Annotated in this window: 19 protein-coding genes; 11 read left to right on the top strand and 8 right to left on the bottom strand. The window is 66.7% G+C overall.

Annotation, left to right across the window (positions count from 1 at the left end):
- The first annotated feature begins 41 nt into the window (after positions 1-41).
- The gene (locus tag ACZLIF_RS09465; RefSeq protein WP_128988671.1) at positions 42-2534 is read left to right on the top strand and encodes a heavy metal translocating P-type ATPase; all 2493 of its coding nucleotides are present in this window, start codon (positions 42-44) and stop codon (positions 2532-2534) included.
- Positions 2535-2547: 13 nt separating this feature from the next.
- Complete coding sequence (gene cueR / locus ACZLIF_RS09470) at positions 2548-2988, top strand: Cu(I)-responsive transcriptional regulator (RefSeq protein WP_053516714.1); 441 nt, start codon at positions 2548-2550, stop codon at positions 2986-2988.
- 88 nt (positions 2989-3076) lie between these two features.
- Here cueR and ACZLIF_RS09475 read toward each other — a convergent pair whose 3' ends face one another.
- Positions 3077-3271: a heavy-metal-associated domain-containing protein gene (locus ACZLIF_RS09475; protein WP_128988673.1), complete on the bottom strand. Its 195-nt coding sequence runs from the start codon at positions 3269-3271 to the stop codon at positions 3077-3079.
- 157 nt (positions 3272-3428) lie between these two features.
- Positions 3429-6503 (bottom strand): TonB-dependent receptor, encoded by a 3075-nt coding sequence (locus ACZLIF_RS09480; protein WP_128988674.1) that lies wholly within the window; start codon positions 6501-6503, stop codon positions 3429-3431.
- Positions 6504-7033: 530 nt separating this feature from the next.
- Here ACZLIF_RS09480 and ACZLIF_RS09485 point away from each other — a divergent pair.
- The 6 genes from ACZLIF_RS09485 to ACZLIF_RS09510 all read left to right on the top strand — a co-directional run bounded on the left by ACZLIF_RS09485 (position 7034) and on the right by ACZLIF_RS09510 (position 16997).
- Entirely contained in the window at positions 7034-9496 is a 2463-nt protein-coding gene (locus ACZLIF_RS09485) for a GH92 family glycosyl hydrolase (RefSeq protein ID WP_128988676.1), read from the top strand.
- Between the two features lie 96 nt (positions 9497-9592).
- Entirely contained in the window at positions 9593-10645 is a 1053-nt protein-coding gene (locus tag ACZLIF_RS09490) for a LacI family DNA-binding transcriptional regulator (protein WP_053516709.1), read from the top strand.
- Positions 10646-10704: 59 nt separating this feature from the next.
- Positions 10705-12018 (top strand): L-fucose:H+ symporter permease, encoded by a 1314-nt coding sequence (gene fucP, locus ACZLIF_RS09495; RefSeq protein WP_053516708.1) that lies wholly within the window; start codon positions 10705-10707, stop codon positions 12016-12018.
- Positions 12019-12025: 7 nt separating this feature from the next.
- Positions 12026-13021: a carbohydrate kinase family protein gene (locus ACZLIF_RS09500; protein ID WP_128988678.1), complete on the top strand. Its 996-nt coding sequence runs from the start codon at positions 12026-12028 to the stop codon at positions 13019-13021.
- Positions 13018-14244 carry an AGE family epimerase/isomerase gene (locus ACZLIF_RS09505; protein WP_128988680.1) on the top strand — a complete coding sequence of 409 codons (1227 nt, stop codon included), beginning with the start codon at positions 13018-13020 and terminating at the stop codon, positions 14242-14244. Before ACZLIF_RS09500 ends, ACZLIF_RS09505 begins: the two co-directional genes overlap by 4 nt.
- A gap of 56 nt (positions 14245-14300) precedes the next feature.
- Positions 14301-16997 carry a beta-mannosidase gene (locus ACZLIF_RS09510; protein WP_478462573.1) on the top strand — a complete coding sequence of 899 codons (2697 nt, stop codon included), beginning with the start codon at positions 14301-14303 and terminating at the stop codon, positions 16995-16997.
- Between the two features lie 72 nt (positions 16998-17069).
- On the opposite strand, the gene mtnC is transcribed toward ACZLIF_RS09510, so the two are convergent.
- The 5 genes from mtnC to ACZLIF_RS09535 form a co-directional block, all read right to left on the bottom strand.
- Positions 17070-17765, bottom strand: coding sequence for an acireductone synthase (mtnC, locus tag ACZLIF_RS09515; RefSeq protein ID WP_053516704.1), 696 nt, complete (start codon positions 17763-17765; stop codon positions 17070-17072).
- A 3-nt stretch (positions 17766-17768) separates the two neighbouring features.
- Complete coding sequence (locus ACZLIF_RS09520) at positions 17769-18326, bottom strand: 1,2-dihydroxy-3-keto-5-methylthiopentene dioxygenase (protein WP_053516703.1); 558 nt, start codon at positions 18324-18326, stop codon at positions 17769-17771.
- A 78-nt stretch (positions 18327-18404) separates the two neighbouring features.
- Positions 18405-19046, bottom strand: coding sequence for a methylthioribulose 1-phosphate dehydratase (locus ACZLIF_RS09525; RefSeq protein WP_053516701.1), 642 nt, complete (start codon positions 19044-19046; stop codon positions 18405-18407).
- Between the two features lie 566 nt (positions 19047-19612).
- Positions 19613-21040, bottom strand: coding sequence for an amino acid permease (locus tag ACZLIF_RS09530; protein ID WP_053519498.1), 1428 nt, complete (start codon positions 21038-21040; stop codon positions 19613-19615).
- Between the two features lie 91 nt (positions 21041-21131).
- Entirely contained in the window at positions 21132-22607 is a 1476-nt protein-coding gene (locus ACZLIF_RS09535) for an amino acid permease (RefSeq protein ID WP_053519499.1), read from the bottom strand.
- A 131-nt stretch (positions 22608-22738) separates the two neighbouring features.
- Here ACZLIF_RS09535 and ACZLIF_RS09540 point away from each other — a divergent pair, with 131 nt between their 5' ends.
- Positions 22739-23353 carry an NUDIX hydrolase gene (locus tag ACZLIF_RS09540; protein WP_081279755.1) on the top strand — a complete coding sequence of 205 codons (615 nt, stop codon included), beginning with the start codon at positions 22739-22741 and terminating at the stop codon, positions 23351-23353.
- A gap of 133 nt (positions 23354-23486) precedes the next feature.
- Here the strand turns inward: ACZLIF_RS09540 and serA are convergent, their stop codons facing one another.
- Positions 23487-24728 carry a phosphoglycerate dehydrogenase gene (serA, locus tag ACZLIF_RS09545; RefSeq protein WP_053519501.1) on the bottom strand — a complete coding sequence of 414 codons (1242 nt, stop codon included), beginning with the start codon at positions 24726-24728 and terminating at the stop codon, positions 23487-23489.
- A 171-nt stretch (positions 24729-24899) separates the two neighbouring features.
- On the opposite strand from serA, the gene ACZLIF_RS09550 reads away from it, so the two are divergent.
- Together ACZLIF_RS09550 and ACZLIF_RS09555 are read left to right on the top strand one after the other, a co-directional pair.
- Positions 24900-26288, top strand: coding sequence for an FAD-binding oxidoreductase (locus ACZLIF_RS09550; protein WP_053519502.1), 1389 nt, complete (start codon positions 24900-24902; stop codon positions 26286-26288).
- A gap of 62 nt (positions 26289-26350) precedes the next feature.
- On the top strand, positions 26351-26650 hold the full coding sequence (locus ACZLIF_RS09555; protein ID WP_053519503.1) for a DUF2388 domain-containing protein: 300 nt from the start codon (positions 26351-26353) through the stop codon (positions 26648-26650).
- Positions 26651-26652: the final 2 nt, after the last annotated feature.

A 26652-nucleotide genomic window follows, 5' to 3' on the forward strand; every position in this document is an offset into this window, starting at 1 on the left:
TTTAGCCTGTTCCGGTCCAGAAGGAACCCGGGAATCCAGTCATGAGCCTGCCGCACGCCACCACCGCCGCTTCCGTGCCTGATCCGATCAGCCTGCCCATCGAAGGCATGACCTGCGCGAGCTGCGTAGGCCGAGTCGAGGCCGCGCTGGCCAAGGTGGAGGGGGTCGGCAGCGTCTCGGTGAACCTGGCCACGGAACGTGCCGATATCCGTCCGTCGGGGCCGGTGGACCGCGCCGCCTTGATCCAGGCGGTGCACAAGGTCGGCTATGAGGTTGCGGCCACGACCGTGGAGCTGGCCGTGGAGGGCATGACCTGCGCGTCCTGCGTGGGCCGGGTCGAACGCGCACTGCTGGCCGTGCCGGGCGTGAGCGCGGCGAGCGTCAACCTGGCCACCGAGCGTGCCACCGTTCGCGGCGCAGCAGACGTGGAGGCGCTGCTGGCGGCGATCGACAGGGCGGGCTACGGCGCTCGTCTTCTCGATGGCAGCGCGCAGGCCGATGACGGCGGGGAGAAGAAGGACGCCGAGCGTGCTGAACTCAAACACGCGCTGATACTGGCCAGCGTACTGGCCCTGCCGGTGTTCGTACTGGAGATGGGATCGCATCTGATTCCGGGCATGCACCACTGGGTGATGTCGACCATCGGGTTGCAGGCCAGCTGGTATGTGCAGTTCGTGCTGACCACGCTGGTTCTGGTGATTCCCGGCCGGCGCTTCTACCAGAAGGGCATTCCGGCACTGCTGCGTTTGGCACCGGACATGAACTCGCTGGTCGCGGTGGGCACCGCGGCGGCGTTCGGCTACTCGGTGATAGCGACCTTCGCACCGCGGCTGCTGCCGCCCGGCACGGTGAACGTCTATTACGAAGCCGCGGCGGTGATCGTCGCGCTGATCCTGCTGGGCCGCTTTCTCGAGGCGCGTGCCAAGGGCCGTACGTCGGAAGCCATCAAGCGGCTGGTCAAGCTCCAGGCCAAGGTCGCCCACGTAGTACGCGATGGTCGGGTGGTCGACGTCCCGGTGGGCGAGGTGGTCAGTGGCGACCTCGTGGAAATACGTCCTGGCGAACGCGTCCCGGTGGATGGCGAGGTGGTCGAGGGGCGCAGCTTCGTCGATGAGTCGATGATCAGCGGTGAGCCGGTTCCGGTTGAAAAGGCATCGGGCGCGGCCGTGGTCGGTGGTACGGTCAACCAGCAGGGAGCACTGACCGTGCGTGCCACGGCGGTAGGTGCGCAGACCGTGCTTGCGCAGATCATCCGCCTGGTTGAACAGGCACAGGGGTCGAAACTGCCGATCCAGGCCGTGGTCGACAGGGTCACGCTGTGGTTCGTGCCTGCGGTGATGCTGGCCGCGTTGGCCACCTTCGTGGCGTGGCTGCTGCTCGGGCCGTCCCCGGCGCTTACCTTCGCCCTGGTCAATGCCGTGGCCGTGCTGATCATTGCGTGCCCCTGTGCGATGGGGCTGGCAACGCCGACCTCGATCATGGTCGGCACCGGGCGGGGCGCGGAGATGGGCGTGCTGTTCCGCAAGGGCGAGGCACTGCAGTTGCTGAAGGATGCGCGGGTGGTGGCGGTGGACAAGACCGGAACCCTGACCGAGGGCCGCCCGCGATTGACCGATCTGGAACTGAGCCACGGTTTTGCGCGAGCGGCGGTGCTGGGCGCGGTCGCGGCCGTTGAATCGCGCTCGGAGCATCCGATCGCACGCGCGATCGTGATGGCCGCCGAGGAGGAGGGCATCTCCGTGCCGGCCCTGCAGGCGTTCGAATCGGTCACCGGCATGGGGGTGCGTGCGATCGTGCAGGGAAGCCGCATTGAAGTCGGGGCCGACCGGTTCATGCGAACGCAGGGCGTTGATATCGATGGCGTTGCCGCGCTGGTGCAGCGTCTGGGAGGTGAAGGAAAGTCGCCGCTGTACGCCGCCTTCGATGGCCGGCTGGCAGCGGTGATCGCAGTGTCCGACCCGATCAGGACGAGCACGCCGGCCGCCATCACCGCACTGCATGAGCTGGGACTGAAGGTGGCGATGATCACCGGCGACAATGCGCGCACCGCACAGGCGATCGCACGCCAGCTGGGCATCGACGAGGTCGTGGCCGAAGTGCTGCCCGAAGGCAAGGTGGAGGCGGTGCGACGCCTCAAGGCTGCGCATGGTCACGTCGCCTTCGTCGGCGACGGCATCAACGATGCGCCGGCGCTGGCGGAGGCGGATGTGGGCCTGGCCATCGGCACCGGTACCGATGTGGCGGTGGAATCGGCCGATGTAGTGCTGATGTCCGGCAGTCTGCTGGGCGTGCCCAATGCCATCGCGCTGTCCAGGGCCACCCTTGGCAACATCCGGCAGAATCTGTTCTGGGCCTTCGCCTACAACACCGCTCTGATTCCGGTGGCCGCCGGCGTGCTGTATCCGGCTTTCGGCATCCTGCTGTCGCCGGTATTCGCCGCCGGTGCGATGGCACTGTCCAGCGTGTTCGTGCTGGGCAATGCACTGCGCCTGCGTCGCTTCCGGGCGCCGATGGCCGACGCCGCCAGCCACTGAAAAGGAGACTGTCTTGAACATCGGTGAGGCCGCGAAGGCATCGAGCGTTTCGGCGAAGATGATCCGCTACTACGAGCAGATCGGGCTGATTCCTGCTGCCGACCGTACGGCATCCGGCTACCGGGCCTATTCGCACGCCGACGTGCATCGACTGCGGTTCATACGCCGCGCGCGGGACCTGGGATTCTCGGTCGCCGAGATCACGGATCTGCTGGGTCTGTGGAACGATACCTCGCGCCACAGCGCCGACGTCAAGCGCCTGGCCGAGCAGCACATCGATGATCTCGAGCAGCGCATCGACCACATGCGGCAGATGGCCGATACGCTGAAGTCGCTGATCAGCTGCTGTGCGGGCGACGAGCGGCCGGAGTGCCCGATCCTGCAGCGGCTGGAGGAGGGCGAGGAAGGCGCGGAGCCAGTCGCGGCGCGGCGGCGGCAGGCGCGCCGGAGCTGAGCCGCGGGGCGCAGGGGCCTTCGCACCTGCGCGGCGGGAGTGCTGTGGCTCCTTCAGAAGGACGTGAGCATCGCCCGGAGCCGGGCGATCAGGCGGTGCGCGGCGGGAAGCCTGCGTCCTTCACAGCGGCGAAGATCTCTGCTTCGCTGGCCGTGGTCTGCACCTGCACGCGGCCTGTCGGCGGATCGGCGACCACGCAGGCCTGCGGATCAACGCTCTGGATCGCGCGGGTCACGCTGCGCGCGCATCCGCCGCAGGTCATGCCGTCAACATGGAAGTCCATCTGTAGCTCCTTCGGTTCCGGGGAATGCAGCCAGTGTGCACCTTCCAACGATGGCAGGGTCAAGTGATGCCTCCGCGGTGCCCATGAAAAACGGCAGCCACCCGTACCAGCGTGGCTGCCGTGGAGGAATGTCCCCGCGCCGGGCGGGGCGACTGCCTTAGAACTTCCAGGTCGCGCCGAAGTACAGCTGGCGGCCCGCGTAGGTATTGGAGATCAGGCGGGCCTTGGTGTCATTGCCCAGATGCACGCGCTGCTCGGACTTGGTGGCGTTGATCACCGACGCGGTCAGGGTCCACTCCGGGGTGAGGTTGTAGGCCACGTTGAGATCAAGCTGGTCGTACGGCTCGGTGTAGACCGTCATGCCGTTGTTCAGTCCGCCGACCACCTGGCCGCGACGGTTGTACGAGGCGCGGGCAAGGAACGTGTCGTTCTCGTAGAACACCGTCACGTTGGCCTGGTTCTTGGCGCTGCCGACCAGCGGCGACGAGCCGATGTTCTGCCCATCCAGCACGATCGAGGCCAGGTTGGTGTCGTTGTAGGTGTAGTTCGCCTGCACGCCGACGCCGAAATCGAAGGTGTACTGGCCGTACAGCTCCACGCCCTGCGACACACCGTCCTGGCCGTTGGCACGGGTCTCGTAGTCCTGCACGGTCACGGTTTCGCCACCGACCTGCATCTGCATGTCGCGCACGACGGGCACGGTGAAGTTGTCCACGTTCTTGCGGAACAGGCCCACGCCGGCCACCGCGCCAGGCTGGAAGTACCACTCCAGGCCGAGGTCGAACTGGGTGGCCTCGAAGGGTTCAAGCTGCTTGTTGCTGCCGTCGCCGGTCCAGCCCGGGGTCGGTGCACCGCCGGCCACGCGGCGGTCATTGACGTACTCCTCGCTGTAGTAGCGCAGGCTGCCCGGAGCGCCGATCTCGGTGTAGCCGGGGCGTGCGATGACCTTCGAGGCGGCACCGCGCAGCAGCAGGGTATCGGTGATGTCCCAGGCGATGTTGAAGCTCGGCAGGACGTCGGTGTAGGTGCGGTCCACGCCCAGCAGCTCGAAACTCTTGCTCTGTGCCAGGTTGTACGGCAGGCGCACGAAACCGCTCTCGCAGCTGTAGTTCGGGTAGGCCGCCGCGGCCGGGTCGGAGCACGCCATCGGTGCGCCTGCGGCGTTGTCGAGGAAGTAGTCGTCGAAACGCTCGATCGAATCGGTGGACTGCGCCAGCTGCTTGGTGCGCACCACGCGCACGCCCACGTTGCCGCGTACCCGCTCGGTGCGGAAGTTGGCCTGGAAGTAGCCCGAGTAGATCTTCTCGTTGACGTTGTAGATGAAGTCGTCCTCGACACGGTTGTGCGAACCGCCGTAGGTCTTGTTCAGGTAATCGATGTAGGCCGGATAGTTGATGCCCGGGAACACGTTGGTATTGAAGCCGCCGGGGATGTTGCTGATCGGGTTGGACAGGAAGAAGCCGGGCTGGGCGATAGTGGCCGTCGGGTCGCAGCCGCTCTGGTAGCGGTTGTTGTCGTAGTCCGACGGATCGCGGCCCTGGCACACCCAGTAGGTGTTGCCGGTGTTGCGGTGCACCGTGCCGTCACGATACTTGGCGCCGAACTGGATCGAGTCCAGCCAGCCGGATTCGAACAGCTTGGTGACATCGGCCTGGAAATAGTTCTGCTTGATCTCGGTCTGCTTCCAGGACGAGTCGGTCGAACCGGTGTCGATCTCGGCGATGCCGGCCATGAGCTGCTGCTGCAGGTCGGGAGCGAAGGTGCCCGACGGCGTGCCGGTCAGGTCCCAGGAGGTGCTGCTGGACGATTCCCACACGCCATTGGTCTGCCGACGCGGTTTGGCCGACATGCGGAAGTTCATCGAGGGACCGCCTTCGGACCAGGTGCGGCCGCCGGTGAACGACGCCTTCCACAGCGGGCTGATATCCCAGTCGATGCTGAGGTCGGCGGTCTGCGAGAGCGCCTTTTCGCGGCTGTAGCCGCCGGTGAGCTGCGGGGTCGGAATGGTGCAGTCATCGGGGCCCCAGCCCCCCGGCTCGAGCCCGGCCGCTTCGGCCTCGGCTTCATTGCAGTAATAGGTCTTGCCGGCCAGCTTCTCGAACTGCGCGCCGGTGACGACGGTGCCGCTGGGATCGAAGTCCAGCCCGTTGAGCATGCGGCCGCCGGCCCAGTTGCCGTCACCATTGAAGCGGGCCATGCTCCACTCCGGCACCTTCAGCATGTGCTGGGCGTAGTTGCCCTCCAGCTCGAAGCGGAAGTAGTTGGCCGTCATGGTCACGTTGTCGACCGGCTTGAACTGGAAGGTCAGCTGCCCGCCCTTGCGCTCGCGCGTTTCCTCCTTCACCGCGAAATTGACCGAGGTCGGCATGAAGAAGTCGGTGTAGTTGCGACCGTTCTGGTTGTTGAAGCCGGAGTTGCCCCACCAGTACTCGATGCCGTCCTGCAGCATGGGGTTGCCATGCACGTCGCGCGCATCGGTATCGGTGCCGTACCACTGATAGTTCTCGGTGGTGACTTCCATGGTGCGGCTGGTGCGTTTCTGCTGGGTCACGCCGACCAGCACGCCGAAACGCTCGTCCTTGCTGTGCCACGAGTACAGTGCGGAGGCCTGCGGATCGATGTCGTGACTGGTATCCGACGAGGTGCCTTCAAGGGTGACGAAGCCCGAGTTGGACTCCATGTCCAGAGGGCGCCGGGTGTGCAGGATGACCGTGCCGCCGATGCCGCCTTCGTCGATGCGCGCTTCCGGCGATTTGAACAGCTCGGCGCTGGACAGCATGTTGGACGGCAGAAGGGTGTAGTTGAAAGAGCGGGTCGCCTCGTCGTTGGTCTCGGAGGTGGCGACGTAGTTGCCGTTCAACTGGGTCAGCGTCAGGTCTGCAGCGAGGCCGCGCACGCTGACCGTCTTGCCTTCGCCGCCGTCGCGGGTGATGACCACGCCCGGTACGCGCTGCAGCGCGTCGGCCACGTTCTTGTCGGGGAACTTGCCGACGTCTTCGGCCGTGATTACTTCGACCACGGCGTTGGCGTCGCGCTTCTGCTCAAGGCTCTTTTCGATGGCGTAGCGGTAGCCGGTGACCTGGACGCTGTCCAGGGTGGTGGCATCGGGCGTGCCGGTGGTGGCCTGCTGCGCCGCGGCGCCCGCCGGCAGGACGGCAGCGGCCAATGCCAGCGCGATGGCCAGCGACAGTGCGTCCTGGCCATGCATGCGTTTTGAGTGACTCATTCCCATCTCTCCCTCTCTCCTGGATTGATCCGCTGACGTGTGACGTGGTGCGGATGACTTGAATCGATCTAATCTGTGGTGATGCCGGTGCGGTCGCCACGCAGTTGCAACTGCATCCTGTGTCTGTGCCGGCCCGTCCTGTCGCTGCTTCCCCAAACTCCCGGCCACCGCAACGTCGTCTTGGATCGATCTAAGCGATGGGCCGGCGTTTTTTAGCATGGGTTGCCCGTCGGCGCATGCTGCTGCGCAATATGGTATTGCCGTGGCGGGGGCATGACGTTTTTCTGAATCGGCTGGAAACGTTTTCTCGCGCGATTCCCCGGCAGGCCGGCCAAGAGGCCGCGCGGCGGGACGTATGCTGCGGCGCAGAATGCATTGGCGCGAATCGCCATGCTCTACTTGAATCGATCTAAATTCACGGTTGCGCGGGTCTCGCGCCATTCCACGGGGAGCAGGCTGCCTGCAGGCAGCGCTCAGCGGAAGGCGTTGCAGGCTCCAGCCGTCTGCCACCGCACCATCGACCACAGGAACCCGACATGCGCCCAGTGCCGTCCGCTCCCGCTGTCCCCTCGACGCCGCGCCCGTTGACGCGATTGGCCTGGCTGCTCGCACTGGCGATGTCGCCGGTGCTGCAGGCCGCCCCGGCCGCACTCGAGCGCGAGGTGAACACCTTCATCGGCAGCAAGGACGATGGCAACACGTTCCCGGGCGCCTCGGCACCCTTCGGCCTGATCCAGGTCAGCCCCATCGGCAGCCACTATTCGGGATGGCGCTACGACGACGAGAAGATCCGTGGCTTCGGCCATTCCTTCCTGTCCGGTGCCGGGTGCTGGGAGCAGGGCGGCCAGGTCTCGGTCCTGCCCGTGACCGGCAGCATCGGTCCCGGTGGCGATTTCGACACCGCCGACGCCAAGAGCTTCAACCACAAGACCTATGCCGCGTCGTACACGCATGACGGCGAAATCGGCCAGGCCGGCTACTACAAGGTGCGCCTGACCAGCTACGGTGGCGTCGATGCCGAGGCGACCGCGCGCACCCGTGCCGCCGCCGAGCGCTACACCTTCAGCCAGCGAAGCGGCGATGGCCACGTGCTGGTGAATGTCGGCCAGGCGAATGAACGCCATTCGGTGATCGGCAGCGTGATCGACGTGGTCGGCGACCGCGTGGTCGAGGGCAAGCTGGTCACCAAGAGTTTCTGCGGTGGCCACCAGTACACGACGTGGTTCCGCATCGAGTTCGATCGCCCGTTCAAGGCGCACGGTACCTGGGGCGAGGCCGGTGGCCTGCCGGGGGCGCGCCACAGCATGGAAGGCGAGCAGAAGCCGAACGGTGCCTGGTTGAGCTTCGACCTGGCCAAGGGGCAGTCGGTCACGGCGGTGAGCGCGATTTCGCACGTCGATGCCGAAGGCGCGCGCACCAACCTGCGCACCGAGGGCATGCAGGGCGGAGCGCTGATGGGGTTCGACCGCATGCGCGCGCTGTCGCAGCAGGCGTGGCGCGAGGAGCTGGGCCGGGTGCGCGTGCAGGGCGGCAGTGCTGATGACCGCACGGTGTTCTACAGCGCCGCCTACCACGCGCTGCTGCAGCCGCTGACCGGCAGCGATGCCGACGGCCGCTACCGCGGCTACGACGATGGCATCCATCGCGCGGATGGCTGGACCTACTACGAGTACTTCTCGCTGTGGGATACCTACCGTGCACAGAACCAATGGCTGGCGCTGACCCGCCCCGATGTGGCGCGTGACATCGGCCGCACGCTGCTGGCGATCGACGAGCAGGGGGGCTGGCTGCCACGCTGGGGTTACGCCAACTTTGAGACGAACATCATGACCGGCGATCCGGTGACCCCGTTCATGGTCGACCTGTGGCGTTTCGGTGCGTTCAAGGGCCGTGAATCGCAGGCGTGGGATGCGCTGCGCCGCAATGCGTTCGGCACCCCGCCGTTGAATTCCCGTCATGCGGGCCGGTCGGGCAATCCGACCTATCTGGACAAGGGCTACGTGGTCTACGACCGTGCGTTCCCGTCCAAGGGCATGGACGTCGATCCGCATCACGGCGGCTCGGCCACTCTGGAATATGCACTGGCCGACTGCGCGCTTTCGCAGATGGCCGATGGCCTGGGTCACGCCCGGGATGCGGCGACGCTGCGAGAGCGCGGCCGCAACTGGCGCAAGGTGTGGGACCCGCAGGTCCGCGACGCCGAGACCGGCTTCAGCGGCTTCCCGCGGCCTCGCACCGAGGACGGGCAGTGGTACACCCCGGCCGACGGGCACTACAGCCCACGTTCCCACCACGGCTTCCATGAAGGCACCGCGTGGCAGTACCAGTGGCTGGCGCAGCAGGACATGCCGGGGCTGGTCGAGGCGATGGACGGTCGTGAGCAGGCCGGGCGCCGGCTCGATGCCTTCTTCGCGATGGATGCACTGCAGGCCGACCCGCTCAATGCCGCGCGGCGCGAATGGGTGGTCGGGCCCTACAGCTACTACAACCAGTTCCGCTACAACCCGAACAACGAACCCGATCTGCACGCGCCGTGGCTCTACACCCTGATCGGCCAGCCGTGGAAGACCGCCGCGGTGGTGCGGGCCGCGCAGCAGCTGTTCACCAATGCGCCCAATGGCGTGACCGGCAACGACGATCTTGGAACGATGTCGGCGTGGTACCTGTTCAGTGCGATCGGCATGTACCCGGCAGTACCGGGCAGTGGCCAGTTCCTGCTGCATACGCCGCGCTTTGCCCGGGTCGAGGTCGACATGGGCAATGGCCGCACCCTGCGCATCAATGCCCCGGGGGCAGACGGCCGCCGCCTGCAGTACGTGCAGGGCGTGCAGGTCGATGGCCAGGCGCATGCCCCGGTCTGGCTGGACTGGGAGCGCCTGCAGCAGGGCCCGCGCCTGCACTTCGCCCTCGACGCGCAGGCGCCGACCCAGGGGTGGGGCACGGCGGTGAAGGATCTGCCGGTGTCCTGGTGCGCGGCACCTGGCAGCCAGCTGCGTTGATCGGGGCTGTGCCGTTCGCGGCGACCCAGCGAACGGCACGGCACGAGACGGCCGCGATCCATTAGGCTTGAGCCCTCAGCGGAGCCCGGGAATACGATGAACGACAACGGCAGCAGCACTTCCAGCAAACGCGCCGGCAAGGCAGTGACGGTGACCGACATCGCGCGCGCCATCGGCGTATCGCGGGCGACCGTGTCGCTGGTGCTGCGCGGCAGCCCGCTGGTCAACGTCGATACCCGGGCCAAGGTCGAGGCCGAGCTGCGGCGCCAGCGCTATGTCTACAACCGCGCAGCAGCCAACCTGCGGCGGCGCACGTCCTCCAGCATCGCACTGGTGATCAACGACCTGTCCAATCCATTCTTCGCCGAATTCGCCTCCGGCGTCGACGAGGCGCTGGGTGGGCGTGGCTACGTGACCCTGCTGGGCAGCACCGGCGAATCGCCGGAACGCCAGCAGGCGGTGCTGTCCACGCTGATGGAACACACCCCGGCGGGGCTGATCCTGTCGCCGGCCGAAGGCAGCGATGCCACGCAGCTGCGCCAGGCACTGGGAGCCAATGCCAACGTCCTGCTGTTCAACCGTGAGCTGGACGGGGCCGATTGGGACTTCCTGACGCTGGACAACCAGCATGGGGCCTATCTGGCCACCCGCCACCTGATCGAGCGCGGCCATCGCCATATCGCCTTCTTCGGCGGCCACGCGGCGTCCAGTTCCTGCCACCAGCGCCGTGCCGGCTTCCAGCAGGCGCTGGCTGAGGCTGGACTGTCGCTGCCACCCGGCTGGATGATCGAATCGGCGCCGAACCGGCTGGAGGCGGCTGCACGCACCGACGAACTGTTCGCCGATGGCCATCGGCCGAGCGCAGCGGTCTGCTACAACGACACCGTCGCGCTGGGGCTGATGCTGGGCCTGAACTCGCGCGGCATCCGGCCGGGCGGCGATTTCGCTGTCACCGGCTTCGACGATATTTCCGAGGCTTCGGTGGCGGTGCCACCGTTGACGACGCTGACCGCCGACCCGCGCGAGCGTGGCCGGCAGGCGGCGGCACTGCTGCTGCAGCGCCTGGACGAACCGGATGCGCCGCCACGGCGCACGGTGGCTCCGGTGCAGCTGCGGATCCGCGAAAGCAGTGCCGCCCGGCCGACCTGATTTCACTGCCGTTACTCCTTCCACGCAACAACGATTCCGCGCAACGAGGCGCGTTCCGCATGCCGATCTCAGCAACGCCCCGTCCGTCGGGTTCCCCGGGCAACGCACCGGCCGTCACCAACGGCAAGGCCCTGGCCGTGGTGACCACCATCTTCTTCATGTGGGGCTTCCTGACCTGCCTCAACGACATCCTGATTCCACACCTGAAGGCGGTGTTCGAGCTGAACTACGCGCGGGCGATGCTGGTGCAGTTCACCTTCTTCGGTACGTACTTCCTGATGTCGCTGCCCGCTGGCCGCCTGGTCGCGGCTCTCGGCTACAAGAAGGGCATCGTGGCCGGCCTGCTGATTGCAGGTGTGGGTGCGCTGGGCTTCTGGCCGGCGGCCGAACTGCGGATCTACGGCGCTTTCCTGGGTGCATTGTTCGTGCTCGCCACCGGCATCACCGTGCTGCAGGTGGCGGCCAATCCCTATGTGGCGCTGCTGGGCCCGGAGCAGACCAGCTCCAGCCGGCTGACCCTGGCGCAGGCGTTGAATTCGCTGGGTACGGCGATCGCGCCGATCTTCGGCGGCATGCTGATTCTTTCCAATACGGTCAAGAGCGCCGATGAAATGGCGGCGATGCCGGCCGCCGAACAGCTGGCCTATCGTGCTGCCGAGGCGCAGGCCGTGCAGGGCCCGTATGTGGGCCTGGCGGTGGCGCTGGTGCTGCTGGCGTTGTTCGTGTTCCTGTTCCGCCTGCCGGCGCTGAGCGATGCGACCGAACAGGCCGACCAGGGGCATCACCACAGCTATCTGGATGCGCTGCGCCAGCGTCATCTGCTGCTGGGCGTGCTTGGCATCTTCTTCTATGTTGGTGCGGAAGTGTCGATCGGCAGCTTCCTGGTGAACTACCTGTCGATGCCGGACATCGGCGGATTCAGCGAGCAGGAGGCCACACACTACGTTTCCGCCTACTGGACGATGGCGATGGTCGGCCGCTTTGCCGGCTCGGCGCTGCTGGCTCGCTTCTCGCCGAGCCGCCTGCTGGCGATCTTCGCACTGGTCAACGTCGGACTGCTGGCGCTGACCATGGCCAGCGCCGGCAGCGTCGCGCTGTACTCGGTGGTGGCGATCGGCCTGTTCAACTCGATCATGTTCCCCACCATCTTCGCGCTCAGCATCGAGCGCCTGGGGCCGCTGACCAACAAGGGCTCGAGCCTGCTGATCATGGCCATCGTCGGCGGCGCCGTGGTGCCGTACCTGCAGGGCGTGCTGGCTGACCACATCGGGGTGCAGGCCAGCTTCATCCTGCCGCTGCTGTGCTACGTCTACATCATTTTCTACGGACTGGTCGGCGCACGTACGCCGGCCTCCGCAACGCAGGGAGGCTGAGTCCGGAATGGGTGCGATTGTCTGCTTCGGCGAAATTTTGATCGATCTACTGGCGCAGCCGCCGGCCAATGCGGACACGCCGCGCGCGTTCCTGCAATACGCCGGCGGGGCACCGGCCAACGTCGCGGTGGCTGCCGCGCGGCTGGGCGCGAAGACCCAGTTCGTCGGCATGCTGGGCCGCGACATGTTCGGCGACTTCCTGGCCGAAAGCCTGGCCGAGCACGGTGTCGGTACCGACTACATCGTCCGCACCGATGCCGCCAAGACCGCGCTGGCGTTCGTCGCTCTCGATGCAGAGGGGGAGCGCAGCTTCAGCTTCTACCGTCCGCCGGCGGCCGATCTGCTGTTCCGCGACAGTGATTTCCAGGCCGCCTGCTTCGACAGTGCGCAGTGCTTCCACGTCTGCTCCAACAGCCTGACCGAGGCGGCCATCGCGGACGCAACCTTCGCGGGCATGGAGCGCGCGCGCGCTGCCGGGGCTGTGGTCAGTCTCGACCTCAACCTGCGGCCGGCGCTGTGGCCGGCCGATGTCGATCCGTCGCCTCGCCTGTGGCAGGCGCTCGAACGCGCGGACCTGGTCAAGCTGTCGCGCGAAGAACTGGACTACCTGGCGGCGCCCCTGGGCGACGGCGGCGACGACGCGGTGCTGCAGCGTCTGCTGGCTGCGCAGGCGCGCTGGGTGATCGTGACCGATGGTGCGGCCACGCTGCACTGGTACACCCGCCAGGCGCAGGGCACGGTGACCAGCTTCCAGGTCGCCGCTGTCGATACCACCGCAGCCGGTGATGCCTTCGTGGGAGGCGTGCTGGTGGGACTGCTGGAGCGGGGTGGCGCAGGCGCGGGATTCAGCGCGTTCTGCCAGGACCCGCAGGCCATCGACGCCACGCTGCGCTTCGGTGCCGCGGTCGGCGCGCTGGCCGTTACCCGCAAGGGCGCGTTCGCCGCGATGCCCTCGCTCGACGAAGTGCAGCAGCTGCTGCAGGCACAGGACATTACCGCATGAGCACCTCGCCCGACTTCCGTTCGCCCGCGTTCCTGCGCGCGCATATCGCCGATACCCTGGCGTTCTATCATCCGCGCTGCATCGATCCGGCCGGTGGTTTCTTCCATTATTTCCGTGACGACGGCAGCGTCTACGATGCCAGCCATCGCCATCTGGTAAGCAGCACCCGTTTCGTCTTCAACTACGCGATGGCCTATCGCGAGTTCGGCAAGGCCGAGTACCGCGAGGCCGTCGAGCATGGCGTGCGCTATCTGCGTGAGGTGCACCGCAATCCGGCCACCGGTGGCTATGCCTGGACCCTGCGCGATGGCCAGGTCGAGGACGACATGAATCACTGCTATGGCGTGGCGTTCGTCCTGCTGGCCTACAGCTGCGCGTTGAAGGCCGGCATCGAGCAGGCCCGCGCGTGGATGGATGAGACCTGGCAGCTGCTGGAGGCGCGCTTCTGGGAGCCGCAGCACGGTCTGTACCGGGACGAGGCGGACGGCCAGTGGAACTTCACCGGTTACCGTGGACAGAACGCCAACATGCACATGTGCGAGGCCATGCTGGCTGCGTTCGAGGCCAGTGGCGAACTGCGCTATGTGGAACGTGCCCTGCAGCTGGCCGACAACATGACCCGTCGCCAGGCAGCCAAGGCCGGTGGCCTGGTATGGGAGCACTACGATTCCAACTGGGAGATCGACTGGAACTACAACCTGGACGACCCCAAGCATCTGTTCCGTCCCTGGGGTTTCCAGCCGGGCCACCAGACGGAGTGGGCCAAACTGCTGCTGATCCTGGATCGGCACGTGCAGGCCGACTGGCTGGTGCCGACGGCGCGTCATCTGTTCGACGTGGCCGTGGAGCGCAGCTGGGACGAGGCCCGTGGTGGCCTGTACTACGGTTTCGCGCCGGAGTCACGGCGGCAGCCGGGCATGGACGGCGCGCCGATCGGCGGCGACAGCTTCGTCTGCGACGACGACAAGTACTTCTGGGTACAGGCCGAAACCCTGGCAACCGCTGCGCTGATGGCTGCGCGCACCGGTGATGACCGCTACTGGCAGTGGTACGACCGCATCTGGGCCTATTCCTGGGAGCACTTCGTCGATCACCGCTACGGCGCCTGGTTCCGCATTCTCGATGCAGACAACCGCAAGTACAGCGATGAAAAGAGCCCCGCAGGCAAGGTGGATTACCACACCATGGGTGCCTGCTACGAAGTGCTGAACGTCGTGCGTTGAGCATGATCGGTAGCGCCGGGCCATGCCCGGCGAAGCATGATCGGTAGCGCCGGGCCATGCCCGGCGGAAGCATGATCGGTAGCGCCGGGCCATGCCCGGCGGACACAACAGGAGTCCCGCCCGTGCATCGCCCTTTCCGTGCCGTTTGCCCATTCGCCTCTCTGGCCCTGTTGTGGATTGCCACTCTCGTATTCCCGGCAGCGGCCGCTCCGTTACAGGCAAGCTGGGAGTTCCGCATGCTGCCGGGCGACGCGCAGGGCGCGGCGCATCCCGGCCTGCAGCATTGGCGCAGCGCGCAGGTGCCGGGCAGCATCCACACCGACCTGCTGGCGCATGAACTGATCCGTGATCCTTACGTCGGCGCCGCCGAGGCCGAGCTGCAGTGGATCGGCCTGGCGGCATGGGAATACCGTGCACGCTTCGATGTGGACGCCGCGACCCTGGCCAGGCCGAACGCGGAACTGCGCTTTGACGGTCTGGATACGTACGCGGAAGTCACCCTCAACGGCAGGCCGCTGCTGCGCGCCGACAACGCTCACCGCAGCTGGCGCGTGCGCGTGGATGGCCGCCTGAAGGCGACGGGCAACACGCTGCAGATCGTGTTCCGTTCGCCGATCCGCAGGCTGCTGCCCGCTGTCCAGGCGATGCCGCACAGGATCGCTGGCAATTATCCGTCGCCCTACGGTGACGAGCCGAAGGATGCGATGGTCGGTAATTTCGCGCGCAAGCCGGCCTACCATTTCGGCTGGGACTGGGGTCCGCGCTATGTCACCGCCGGGGTCTGGCGTGGCATCGACCTGGAGTCCTGGGGGGAGCGACGCCTCGGCGATGTGGCCGTACGCACCGACATGCTGGACGCGCAGCAGGCGAAGCTTGCGGTAGTGCTGCAGGTGGAACAGGACGCTGCCGCGGGTACCGCGGCCGTCGATGTGGAGGTGTTCGATCCGCAGATGCGCAGTGTCGCGCGGGTGCAGCGGCACGTTGCAGTGGCCCCGGGAGCGAATACGGTGGAGCTGCCGGTGGCGCTTGCCCAGCCGCGCCGCTGGTGGCCGGTCGGCTACGGGGCACAGGATCGCTACGTGGTGGCGGTCCGCCTGGACGGCGGCGACAGCGGGTCGCTCGCGCGCGAGCAGCGCATCGGCCTGCGCACGGTCGAACTGCGCCGCGACAAGGACGCTGATGGCGGACAGGGCTTCGCATTCGTCATCAACGGCGTGCCGGTCTTCGCCAAGGGCGCGAACGTGATTCCCTTCGACGCGTTCCCGGCCCATGTGGATCCCGCGCGCGTGCGCCAGGTGCTGACCGCCGCGCGCGACGCCAACATGAACATGCTGCGCAACTGGGGCGGCGGCTACTACGAAAACGATGTGTTCTTCGATATTGCCGATGAACTGGGCCTGCTGGTCTGGCAGGACTTCATGTTCGGCGGCGGCATGCAGCCCGGCTACGACCCGGCATTCCGCGCCAGCGTGGTTGCCGAAGCGCGCGACAACGTGCGCCGCCTGCGCCATCACCCCAGCATCGTGTTGTGGTGTGGCAACAACGAAGAGGAAACCGCGTGGAAGGACTGGGGCCATGGCCGCGACCTGAAGGCCGCAGATCCGGTCTTCGCAGCAAAGGTCTGGCAGGGCTATGTGGACCTGTTCGGCAATGACCTGCGTGCGGTGGTCCGCGAAGAGGGGCTGGGGGTGCCGTACTGGTCCAGTTCGCCCAGCAACGACCTCGACGAGAAGGCCAATGATTCCACCCGTGGCGACAAGCACTACTGGCAGGTGTGGGGCAATCCGGCATTGCCGGTGCAGGCCTATCTGCGCGAGACGCCGCGCTTCATGTCCGAGTACGGCCTGCAGGCGTGGCCGGCCGTGGCGACGGTGGACCAGATCGCAACCCGCGCCGAGCAGCGGATCGACAGCCCGGTGATTCGCGCGCACCAGAAATTCATGGCGGGCGAGGGCAACAGCCGTTTGCTGCACTATATCGAGCGGGGTTACGGTACGCCGAAGGATTTCGGGGACTTCGTGTATCTCAGCCAGGTGATGCAGGCCGATGGCATCGCTCTGGCAGCGCTGCACCATCGCGCCTCACGCCCCTACACGATGGGCTCGCTCTACTGGCAGCTCAATGACGTATGGCCAGGTGCGTCCTGGTCGAGTGTGGACTACTTCGGGCGCTGGAAGGCGCTGCACTACCAGGCGCGGCGCTTCTTCGCTCCCGTTGCCGTGGCGGCGCTGCGTGACGAGGGCACGACACGCGTGCGTCTGCTCAACGATGGCGACGCCGGCGAGGCGCGCTGGCGGCTGCGGGTGATGGATGTCGACGGCAAAGTGCTACGTCGTCGCGAACAGGCGGTGACCCTGGCGGCCGCGGGCGTGACGGCGGTCGGCGATTTCAGTGATGCCGAACTGCTGGCGGGTGCCGATCCGAAGCGCACGATTGCCGTGTTCGAGGTGCTGCAGGGAAGGAAGACGACTGCGCGTCAGGTCGTGGGATTCGTCGAGGCCAAGGATCAGGTGCTGCCCCGCCAGGCGCTCAGGGCCACGCTGGACATCGAGGGGGACCACTACCGGCTGCGGCTGCAGAGCAGCGCATTCGTGCGCGCGGCATGGGTGGACTTCGGTGCCCTGGAGGTGCAACTGGAGGACAACCTGCTCGATCTGCTGCCGGGCGAGAGCCGCGACATCAACGTGCGCGGCCCGGTGGATCTGGCCACGCTGCGCGAGGCGCTGGAGGTGCGCAGCCTCAACGATCGTTGAGGCTGCGCCGTCGGCGGTACCTGGCCTGGGCCGGTGCCAACCCGGGTTGGCAGCGACCAGAAAGGGATCGTGTTACAGCTGGATCTGCTGGAAGTTCTCGACCCGCTCGTGACCGTGGGCGGCGTCGCCGACGCGCGGCATCGGGTAGTCGTCCAGACGGTCCAGCAGGCGGGTCTGCAGACCCGCCTCGCGCGCGGCATCAAGCTCTTCCACCACGTCGGACAGGAACAGGATCTCGCCTGCCGGCACGCCGATGGACTGGACGATGCGGCGGTAACTGTCGGCCTCACGCTTGCCGCCGATCTCGGTGTCGAACCAGCCTGACACCAGCGGGCTGAGATCGCCCGCGTCGCTGAAACCGAAAAACAGCTTCTGCGCCGGCACCGAACCGGAGGAGTAGACGTACAGCGGCAGGCCCGAGGCATGCCATCCCTTCAGCACCGGCGCCACTTCCGGATAGAAGTGCGCGGTGTAGTCGCCACGGCGATAGCCGGCGTCCCAGATCAGGCCCTGCAGCGCCTTCAGCGCCGTGTGCTTGCGGTCCTGGTCGATCCAGCCCTGCAGGGTCTCGGCGACCACGCTGTCCTGGCAGGCGCCGCCGATTTCGCTGGCCACCGTATCCAGCCAGCGGCGCACGTCCGGTCGCTGGCCATGCTCGGCCACGAAGCCGGGCAGGGCCTGGCGCGCATAGGGGAACAGCACGTTCTTGACGAACGAGATGCTGCTGGTGGTGCCTTCGATGTCGGTCAGGATGACGCGGGGCTGCATGGATCAGGATGCCTGGGTCGGAACGTAACGGGGGAATTTCTGCGCGATGTCGGTGCCGGTGAAGTGGCCGACCCAGCCATCCGGCTCGGTGAAGAAGCGGATGGCCACGAAACTCGGCTCCTCGCCCATGTCGAACCAGTGCGTGGTGCCATCGGGCACGGCGATCAGGTCATCTTTCACGCATTCGATCTCGTAGACCTTGTCACCCACGTGCAGGGTGAACAGCCCCGAGCCGGCAACGAAGAAGCGCACTTCGTCTTCCTTGTGGAAGTGCTCGTCGAGGAACTTCCTGCGCAGCTCGGCGCGGTTGGGGTTGTCCGGCGCGATCGACGCCACATCCACGCTCTTGAAGCCGCGTTCGGCGACCAGGCGATCGATGTCGGCGCGGTAAGCGGCGAACACCTCGTCCTGGCTGGCGCCCGGCGCGACCGGTGCGGTGGCCTGCCAGCGCTCGAAGGTCACGCCGATCTTCTGCAGCTCGGCAGCGATGATGGCGCCGTCCTGGCTGTCCAGCAGCGGGGATTCGGGGCGGGTGTCGTCGTAGATGCGCAGTCGGCTCATGGCGGCAGCTTGAACGTCTCGGGGGGAGGACAGGGTAGCAGGGTGGCGGGCGGGCGCAGATTGCGGTTTGGAATCTGCTCAGCCACGCAGCCTGCGCAGTTCCAGTTCGCAGTGCAGCAGGAACTCGAATGCCTCAAGGTGGCGGCGCGCTTCGGCCATGTCGCGGCCCCAGGCGTACAGGCCGTGGCCATCGATCAGGTAGCCCCACAGCGTCTGGCGGTCCAGCAGATCCTCGACCTGGGCCGACAGCACGTTCATGTCCTGGGTGTTGGCGAACACCGGAACGTCGATGGCCATCTCGTGCGTGCTGTTGCCGGCAAAGGCTTTCAGCAGCTCATAGCCTTCCAGGCGGATGTGCCCCTGCGGTGCATACAGGCGCGAGGCGACGGTCTGCACCGGCGAATGCGTGTGCAGGACGCAGCCGACTTCCGGGAAACGCCGGTACAGCTGCGTGTGCAGCAGCGTCTCGGCGGACGGGCGCAGCGGTCGGCCGACGGCCTGGCCATCGAAGTCCACGACCATGATGTCGTCCTCGATCAGCCGCCCCTTGTCCTTGCCGGAGACGGTGATTGCCGCATGGCGGTCGTCGAGGCGATGGGAGAAGTTGCTGCTGGTGGCCGGGGTCCAGCCGGCCTGGGCCAGTTCGCGGACGTTGTCGATCAGCAGCTGGGCGAGCTCGCTCAGGCGCGCGGTGTCGTAGGGGAGGGGGGCGGCGTTCATGCGGGCGATTTTACTGGATTCGGCCAACGGCTGAGCCCCTCGTGGCTGTCTCGCCGGGCGGGATTTCTTGCTTTGGCCGGGCGGGTGGGCTGTGCAGGGGACGCCGTAAACCCATCCTTGGGGGCTTGGCCGCGGCATCCATGCCGCGGACACCCCTGCACAACCCACCCGCCCGGCCACGGACAGGTTCCGTGCGCGTCAGCCACGGAGTGAAGAAGGAAAAGCGAAAAGCGGGTCGCTTCGCTGCGCTTGCTCGGAGCGGAGCATGGCTCCGCTCTACAGAGGATTCATCGACCTGTGAAAATTCATTCCCTGGACGAATTCATCCACGCAAGACGTGGACCAACCAGACGCGCCGGGAGACTGCCGGAGGTGGGGCGGGTTGGGTTCGCGGGGGTGTCCGCGGCATGGATGCCGCGGCCAAGCCTCCAGGGATGGATTCACGGCGTCCCCCGCGAACCCAACCCGTCCCGCCAAACCCTCGGCCCCGCTGTTGCTGTTGCCGTTGCCGTTGCTCCGGCTTCAACGGCGGGTGCAGGGCCGCAGGCCCTGCAATGCAGAACCCCTTACTTCACCCGCAGGCGGCTGTGCCGGAAGCCGTAGCAGAAATAGATCACGAACCCGAAGAACGTCCACACGCCCATCAGCATCCAGTTGTGCATGGTCATCGCCGACAGCAGCGCCAGGCAGCTGAGCACGCCCAGGCTGCAGATCAGCCACGCCATCGGCATGCGGAACGGGCGCGGCAGGTCCGGTTGGGTGCGGCGCAGGATCAGCACGCCCGCACACACCGCCGCGAAGGCGATCAGCGTGCCCATCGAGGTCAGTTCGCCGAGCACATCCAGCGGGAACAGCGCAGCCAGCAGGGCGATGCCGATTCCGGTGATGACCGTATTGATATGCGGAGTGCGGTACTTCGGATGGATCCGGGTGAACACGGGCGGCAGCAGGCCATCGCGACCCATGATCATGAAGATGCGCGGCTGCGCGATCACCATCACCAGTACGACCGAAGAAAGGCCGACCAGTGCCCCGATTTCCACCACCACCCGCAGCCAGCCCAGCTGGGGATGCGCCGCGACGGCGGTGACCACCGGCTCATCGGTGCCGAGCAGGGTGTACGGTACCAGGCCGGTCATGACGGCCGCCATGGCGATGTACAGCACCGTGCAGACCACCAGCGAGAGCATCATGCCGATCGGCATGTCGCGCTGCGGACGGTGTGACTCCTGTGCCGCCACCGAGACCGCCTCGAAACCGATATAGGCGAAGAACACCATGGCAGCGCCACGCAGCACGCCCTCCATGCCGTACTTGCCGGGCCCCTGGTTCTCCGGAATGAACGGGGTCCAGTTGGCCGGATCGACGTACTTCCAGCCAACCACGATCACCAGCACGATCAGGCCGGTCTTGAGCACCACCATGGCCATGTTCATGGCCGAGGACTTGCTGATGCCCACGTAGCACAGCCAGGTCAGCAGCAGCACCAGGATGGCCGCGGGCAGGTTGGCGATCGCGCCGGTCGGGCGCAGCTGCCCGTCCAGCGGTGCGCTCACCAGCGCGGCCGGCAGGTGGATGTCGAAGTGACTGAGCAGGCTGAGGAAGTAGCCGGTCCAGCTGACCGCCACTGCCGAGGCGGACACGCCGTACTCCAGCACCAGCATCCAGCCGATGAACCAGGCCGAGAGCTCGCCGAAGGTGGCATAGGTGTAGGTATAGGCGCTGCCCGAGACCGGCACCATCGAGGCGAACTCGGCGTAGGCCATGGCGCAGAACGCGCAGCAGATGGCGGCCAGCACGAAGGACAGCATGATGGCCGGGCCGGCATGGTTGGCTGCGGCCTGCCCGGTGATGACGAAGATGCCGCCGCCGATCACTGCGCCGATGCCCAGGGCGGTCAACCCCCAGGGTCCGAGGTGGCGGCGCAGGCTCAGGCCATTGGCGTCTTCATGGGCGGCATGCGGGTGCTTGGTGGCCCAGAGTTGCTTGAACATGTGTGGGGATCTTGTCGATGCGCGCCGGGTGGGCGCGCGGGCGGAAACACTGGCAGGAGCAGACGGGCCGGCGCAGGGCCGGCCCGCAGGTTCAGGCGGACTTGGCCAGCTTGCTGTTGCGCATGCCGTAGCCGAAGTAGATCAGCAGGCCCAGCACGGTCCAGCCGACGAACAGATGCCAGTGCACCACGAAGGCCTGCCAGAACAGGAACAGGCAGGCCGCCGCGCCCAGCGGGCAGATGATCCACACCACCGGGACGCGGAACGGACGATGCAGCTCCGGACGGGTGTAGCGCAGAACCAGCACGCCGATGCATACGGTCGCGAACGCCAGCAGGGTACCCATCGAGACCAGTTCGCCCAGCACGTTCAGCGGCATCAGGCCGGCCAGTGCCGCAGCGATCACACCGACCACGATCGTGGCCCAGTACGGGGTGCGGAAGCGGGCATGGACCTTGCCGAAGAACTTCGGCAGCAGGCCGTCGCGGGAGATCGTGTAGGCGATGCGGGTCTGGCCCATCATCATCACCAGCACCACCGAGGACAGGCCGGCGATGGCGCCGATCTCGACTGCGGTCTTCAGCCAGGACAGGCTGGCATAGGGCTCCAGCGCGGTGGCCACGGGCTTGTCGGTGCCCAGCAGGTGATACGGCATCATGCCGGTCAGCACGGCGCAGACGATGATGTAGACGAGGGTGCACACGGCCAGCGACCCGAGCAGGCCGATCGGCATGTTGCGCTGCGGGTCCTTGGTTTCGCCGGCTGCGGTGGAAACCGCGTCGAAGCCGATATAGGCGAAGAACACGATGGTGGCGGCACGGAACACGCCGCTCCAGCCGAACTCGCCGGATACGCCGGTGTTTTCCGGAATGAAGGGCTGCCAGTTGGCCGGATCGATGTGGGCGGCGCCGAAGCCGATGAACAGGCAGATCACGGTGACCTTGATGGCCACGATGATGGCGTTGACGAAGGCCGACTGGGTCACGCCGACATACAGCAGGCCCGAGACCGCAGCGACGATCAGGACCGCCGGCAGGTTGAACAGCTTGCCGGAAGAGATGAACTCGCTGCCGGTCCATGCGATCGGTGCCGCACTGAGTGCGTCAGGGAACGGCATGTGCAGCGTGGTGGTGATGAAACTGATCAGGTAGGCCGACCAGCCCACCGCGACCGAGGCCGAGGCGAACAGGTACTCCAGTACCAGACACCAGCCGATGAACCAGGCCATGCCCTCGCCGAGCGTGGCGTAGGAGTAGGAGTAGGCGCTGCCCGATACCGGCATCATCGCGGCGAACTCGGCGTAGCACAGGCCGGCGAGTGCACATGCGATGCCGGCGAAGACGAACGACAGCATCACTGCCGGGCCGGCGTGGTTGGCCGCGGCCTGACCGGTCAGTACGAAGATGCCTGCACCGATCACCGCCCCTACGCCAAGCAGGATCAGGTGTTTCGCCGTGAGGGTCCGTTTCAGCGTGGCTTCGCCGTCCAGGCTGCCTTCGATGGGTTCGCCGGCATCGACGTGCCCGGCCGGTTGCACCGGCTTGACCCTCAACAGAGCTTTCAGCATGCAGTACTTCCCTAATGATCGGTTTGGGGGCCGTCGATACGTTGCCGGCAGCCCTGAATGGTGAAGGCCGCGCGAACGGCCCGCTGTACCTTAGCCAAAGCTGAAGCCAACGCACAAGCGCAATCGCAACAATGAGCGGCGATAATGAACAGTATTTTTCCGAACCACCCCCATTCATGAGCCACACCGCCGAAACCCTTGCCGCGCTTGATGATCGCCTGCGCAGTCTGCTGCGGGACCATGCGCGCCTCGAGCCCGCCCACGACGCCCTGGCTGCCGAATTCGGCACATTGCTGGACGATCCGGAAGATCCGTTCCGGCGCGAGCGGTTGGCCGGCCACTTCACCGCCAGCTGCTGGCTGGTCAGCGCCGATGGCCAGCGCCTGCTGCTGACCCACCACCGCAAGCTGCAGCGCTGGCTGCAGCTGGGCGGCCACGCCGACGGCGACCGCGACCTGGCCCGGGTGGCGCTGAAGGAGGCAGAGGAGGAGTCGGGGCTGTCCGGGCTGGTGCTGGACGATCCGGCGATCTTCGACCTGGACAAGCATTGGATCCCCGAACGCGGGGACGTGCCGGGGCATTGGCACTACGACGTGCGCTTCGTGATCCGGGCGCTGGGGGGCGAGGACTTCGTGCTCAGCGAGGAATCGCTGGACCTGGCCTGGCGGCCGGTGACCGAAGTCGCGGCCGATCCGGAATCGGACGAATCGATGCAGCGCATGGCGCGCCGGTGGTTGGCGCGCTGACGGGGACGTCCACCTCATGCGCGGGCCGCCGGGCATCGCCCGGCGCTACCGTGATCGCGTGGGTAGCGCCGGGCCGTGCCCGGCGAACCTTGATCGCGTGGGTAGCGCCGGGCCGTGCCCGGCGAACCTTCAATCAATACAGGATGCGGGTGCGCAACGTGCCCGGAATGGCCGCCAGTTCTTCGCGCACCGCGGCGGCCTGCTCCTCGCTGGCGGTGATGTCGATCACCACGTAACCCACCTTCGGGTCCGTGCGCAGGAACTGGCCGTCGATGTTGACGTTGTGGCGCGAGAAGATCTCGTTGACCTTGGACAGCACGCCCGGCACGTTCTGGTGGATGTGCAGCAGGCGCAGGCTGTCTTCGTGTTCGGGCAGGGTCACTTCCGGGAAATTGACCGCCGACAGGGTGCTGCCGTTGTCGCTGTAGCGCACCAGCTTGGCGGCGACTTCCACGCCGATGTTGTCCTGCGCTTCCAGCGTGCTGCCGCCGACATGCGGGGTCAGGATCACGTTGTCGTGGCGGGTCAGTGGTGATTCGAAGATGTCGCCGTTGCCCTTCGGCTCCACCGGGAACACATCCAGTGCAGCCCCACCGACATGGCCGCTGGCCAGCGCTGCGTCCAGCGCATCGATGTCGACCACGGTGCCGCGCGCCGCATTGATCAGGTGCGCGCCCTTGCGCATCTTCGCCAGCTCGGTGCTGCCGATCATCCACTGCGTGGCCGGGGTCTCCGGCACGTGCAGGGTAACGATGTCGGCACGTGCCAGCAGGTCGTCCAGGCTGGCCGCGGCACGCGCATTGCCCAGCGCCAGCTTGGTTTCCACGTCGTGGAAGATCACCTGCATGCCCAGCGATTCGGCCAGCACGCCGACCTGGGTGCCGATGTGGCCGTAGCCGATGATGCCCAGCGTCTTGCCCCGTACCTCATGGCTGCCGCTGGCGGACTTCGACCAGCCGCCGCGGTGGCATTCAGCGTTCTTCTGCGGGATGCCACGGGTCAGCATGATCGCCTCGGCGATCACCAGTTCGGCCACGCTGCGGGTGTTGGAATAGGGCGCGTTGAACACCGGGATGCCGGCCAGCTCGGCCGCGTCCAGATCGACCTGGTTGGTGCCGATGCAGAAGCAGCCCACCGCGATCAGGCGCTTGGCCTCGGCCAGCACCTCGGCGCTGAGCTGGGTGCGCGAACGGATGCCGACGATATGCGCCTCGGCGATGCGCGCCTTCAGTTCGTCCTCGGGCAGCGCCTTGGTGTGCGCCTCGATCTGGCTGTAGCCGGCGGCGCTGAATACCTCCACGGCGGTCTGGCTGACCCCCTCCAGCAACAGCACGCGGATATCCTGCTTCGGGAACGAGGTCTTCTTCGGCGACATGGGGCAACACGGCCAGTGGGACAGGGGCTGACCACTATGCCAGATCGGACCGCCCATGGTGCAGTGCGCAATTGGTTGCATCCGTAGCTATCTGTGCGGCACTGCGGGGCTGGACGCTGGCGCGTGCCACTGGCACGCTTGCCCGTTCGTCACGCACCGCGCTGGACCGACATGACCGATTCCCGCATTGCCTCGCTGCTGCAGGCCTGTCCCGGCCTGAAGCTGAAAACCGACCCATCCGACCTGGAGCATTACGGTCGCGACTGGACCCGGCGCTGGACGCCGGCGCCGCTGGCGATCGCGCTGCCGGCCACGGTCGAGGAGGTGCAGGCGGTGATGCGCTGGAGCGCGGCCGAAGCGGTTGCGGTCGTGCCCTCCGGCGGCCGTACCGGGCTGTCCGGCGGCGCGGTAGCCGCCCACGGCGAACTGGTGCTGAGCCTGGAACGGATGAACAAGGCCCTGGCCTACGACGCGGTCGACCGGACCCTGGTGGTACAGGCCGGCATGCCGCTCGAAGCGCTGCACAACGCCGCGCTGGAGCATGGATTGATCTATCCGGTCGACTTCGCCGCGCGCGGATCGTGTTCGATCGGCGGCAACATCGCCACCAATGCCGGCGGCATCCGCGTGATCCGGTACGGCAACACCCGTGAATGGATCGCCGGGTTGAAGGTGGTCACTGCCAGCGGCGAACTGCTGGAATTGAACAAGGGCCTGATCAAGAACTCCAGCGGCTACGACTTCCGCCAGCTGCTGATCGGTTCAGAAGGCACGCTGGGCGTGATCGTCGAGGCGACGGTGAAGCTGACCGATCCCCCGCCGGCCAGCAACGTGATGCTGCTGGCGCTGCCCAGCTTCGAGGTGCTGATGCAGGTATTCGCCGCCTTTCGTGCGCGCCTGCAGCTGCAGGCGTTCGAGTTCTTCACCGACCGGGCGCTGGAACACGTGCTGGCACATGGTGCGCAGGCGCCGTTCGACGAAGTGCATCCGTACTATGTCGTGACCGAGTTCGCTGCCAATGACGAGGCACAGGAAGCCGCGGCCATGGCGGCCTTCGAGGACTGCATGGGCAACGGCTGGGTCAGCGACGGCGTGATCAGCGCCAGCGACGCACAGGCGGCCCAGCTGTGGCGCCTGCGGGAGGGCATCACCGAATCACTGGCGCGCTACAAGCCCTACAAGAATGACGTCTCGGTGCGTATCTCGGCGATGCCGGCATTCCTGGCCGAGACCCAGGCGCTGATCGGCCAGGCTTATCCACACTTCGATGTGGTCTGGTTCGGCCATATCGGCGACGGCAACCTGCACATCAACGTGCTGAAGCCGGACGACACCAGCGACGCCGAGTTCCTTGCCCAGTGCGAGCAGGTGACCAAGCTGCTGGCGCAGGTGCTGGCGCGTTTCGATGGCAGCATTTCGGCCGAACATGGGATCGGCCTGGTCAAGAAGGGTTACCTGGACAGCACGCGCGGACCGGCGGAAATCGCGTTGATGAAGGCGGTCAAGCGTGCGTTCGATCCCGAAGGGCGGCTGAACCCGGGCAAGCTGTTCGACGCCTGATCTGGGCAAACCCTTCACGCACCCGTTACGCTCCACCCATTCCTTCAACCGGCCTGCGACCGATGATCCGACCGTTCCTGCTGATTGCCCTGCTGTCCCTGCCGCTGGCCGGCTTCGCTTCCAGCTTCGCCGGCACCTCGGCCGGTTCGGCAACCGGTGCATCGTCCGGCTCGTCGGGCAGCAGCTCGGGTGACGACAAGGTCGTGCGCGCTGCGCGCGATGATGCCGCGGCCTTTGTCGCCAGCGACGGCCAGATCCGTGGCGCGCGCCTGCAGGCCGCGCTGGTCCATCTGCGCGAGCAGGACGCTGCCGCGCAGCAGCAGAGCGATCTGGAACTGGCGCGCGCCCTGCTGGCGCGTTGATC

Source organism: Stenotrophomonas sp. 2201_Sma (assembly GCF_056486685.1).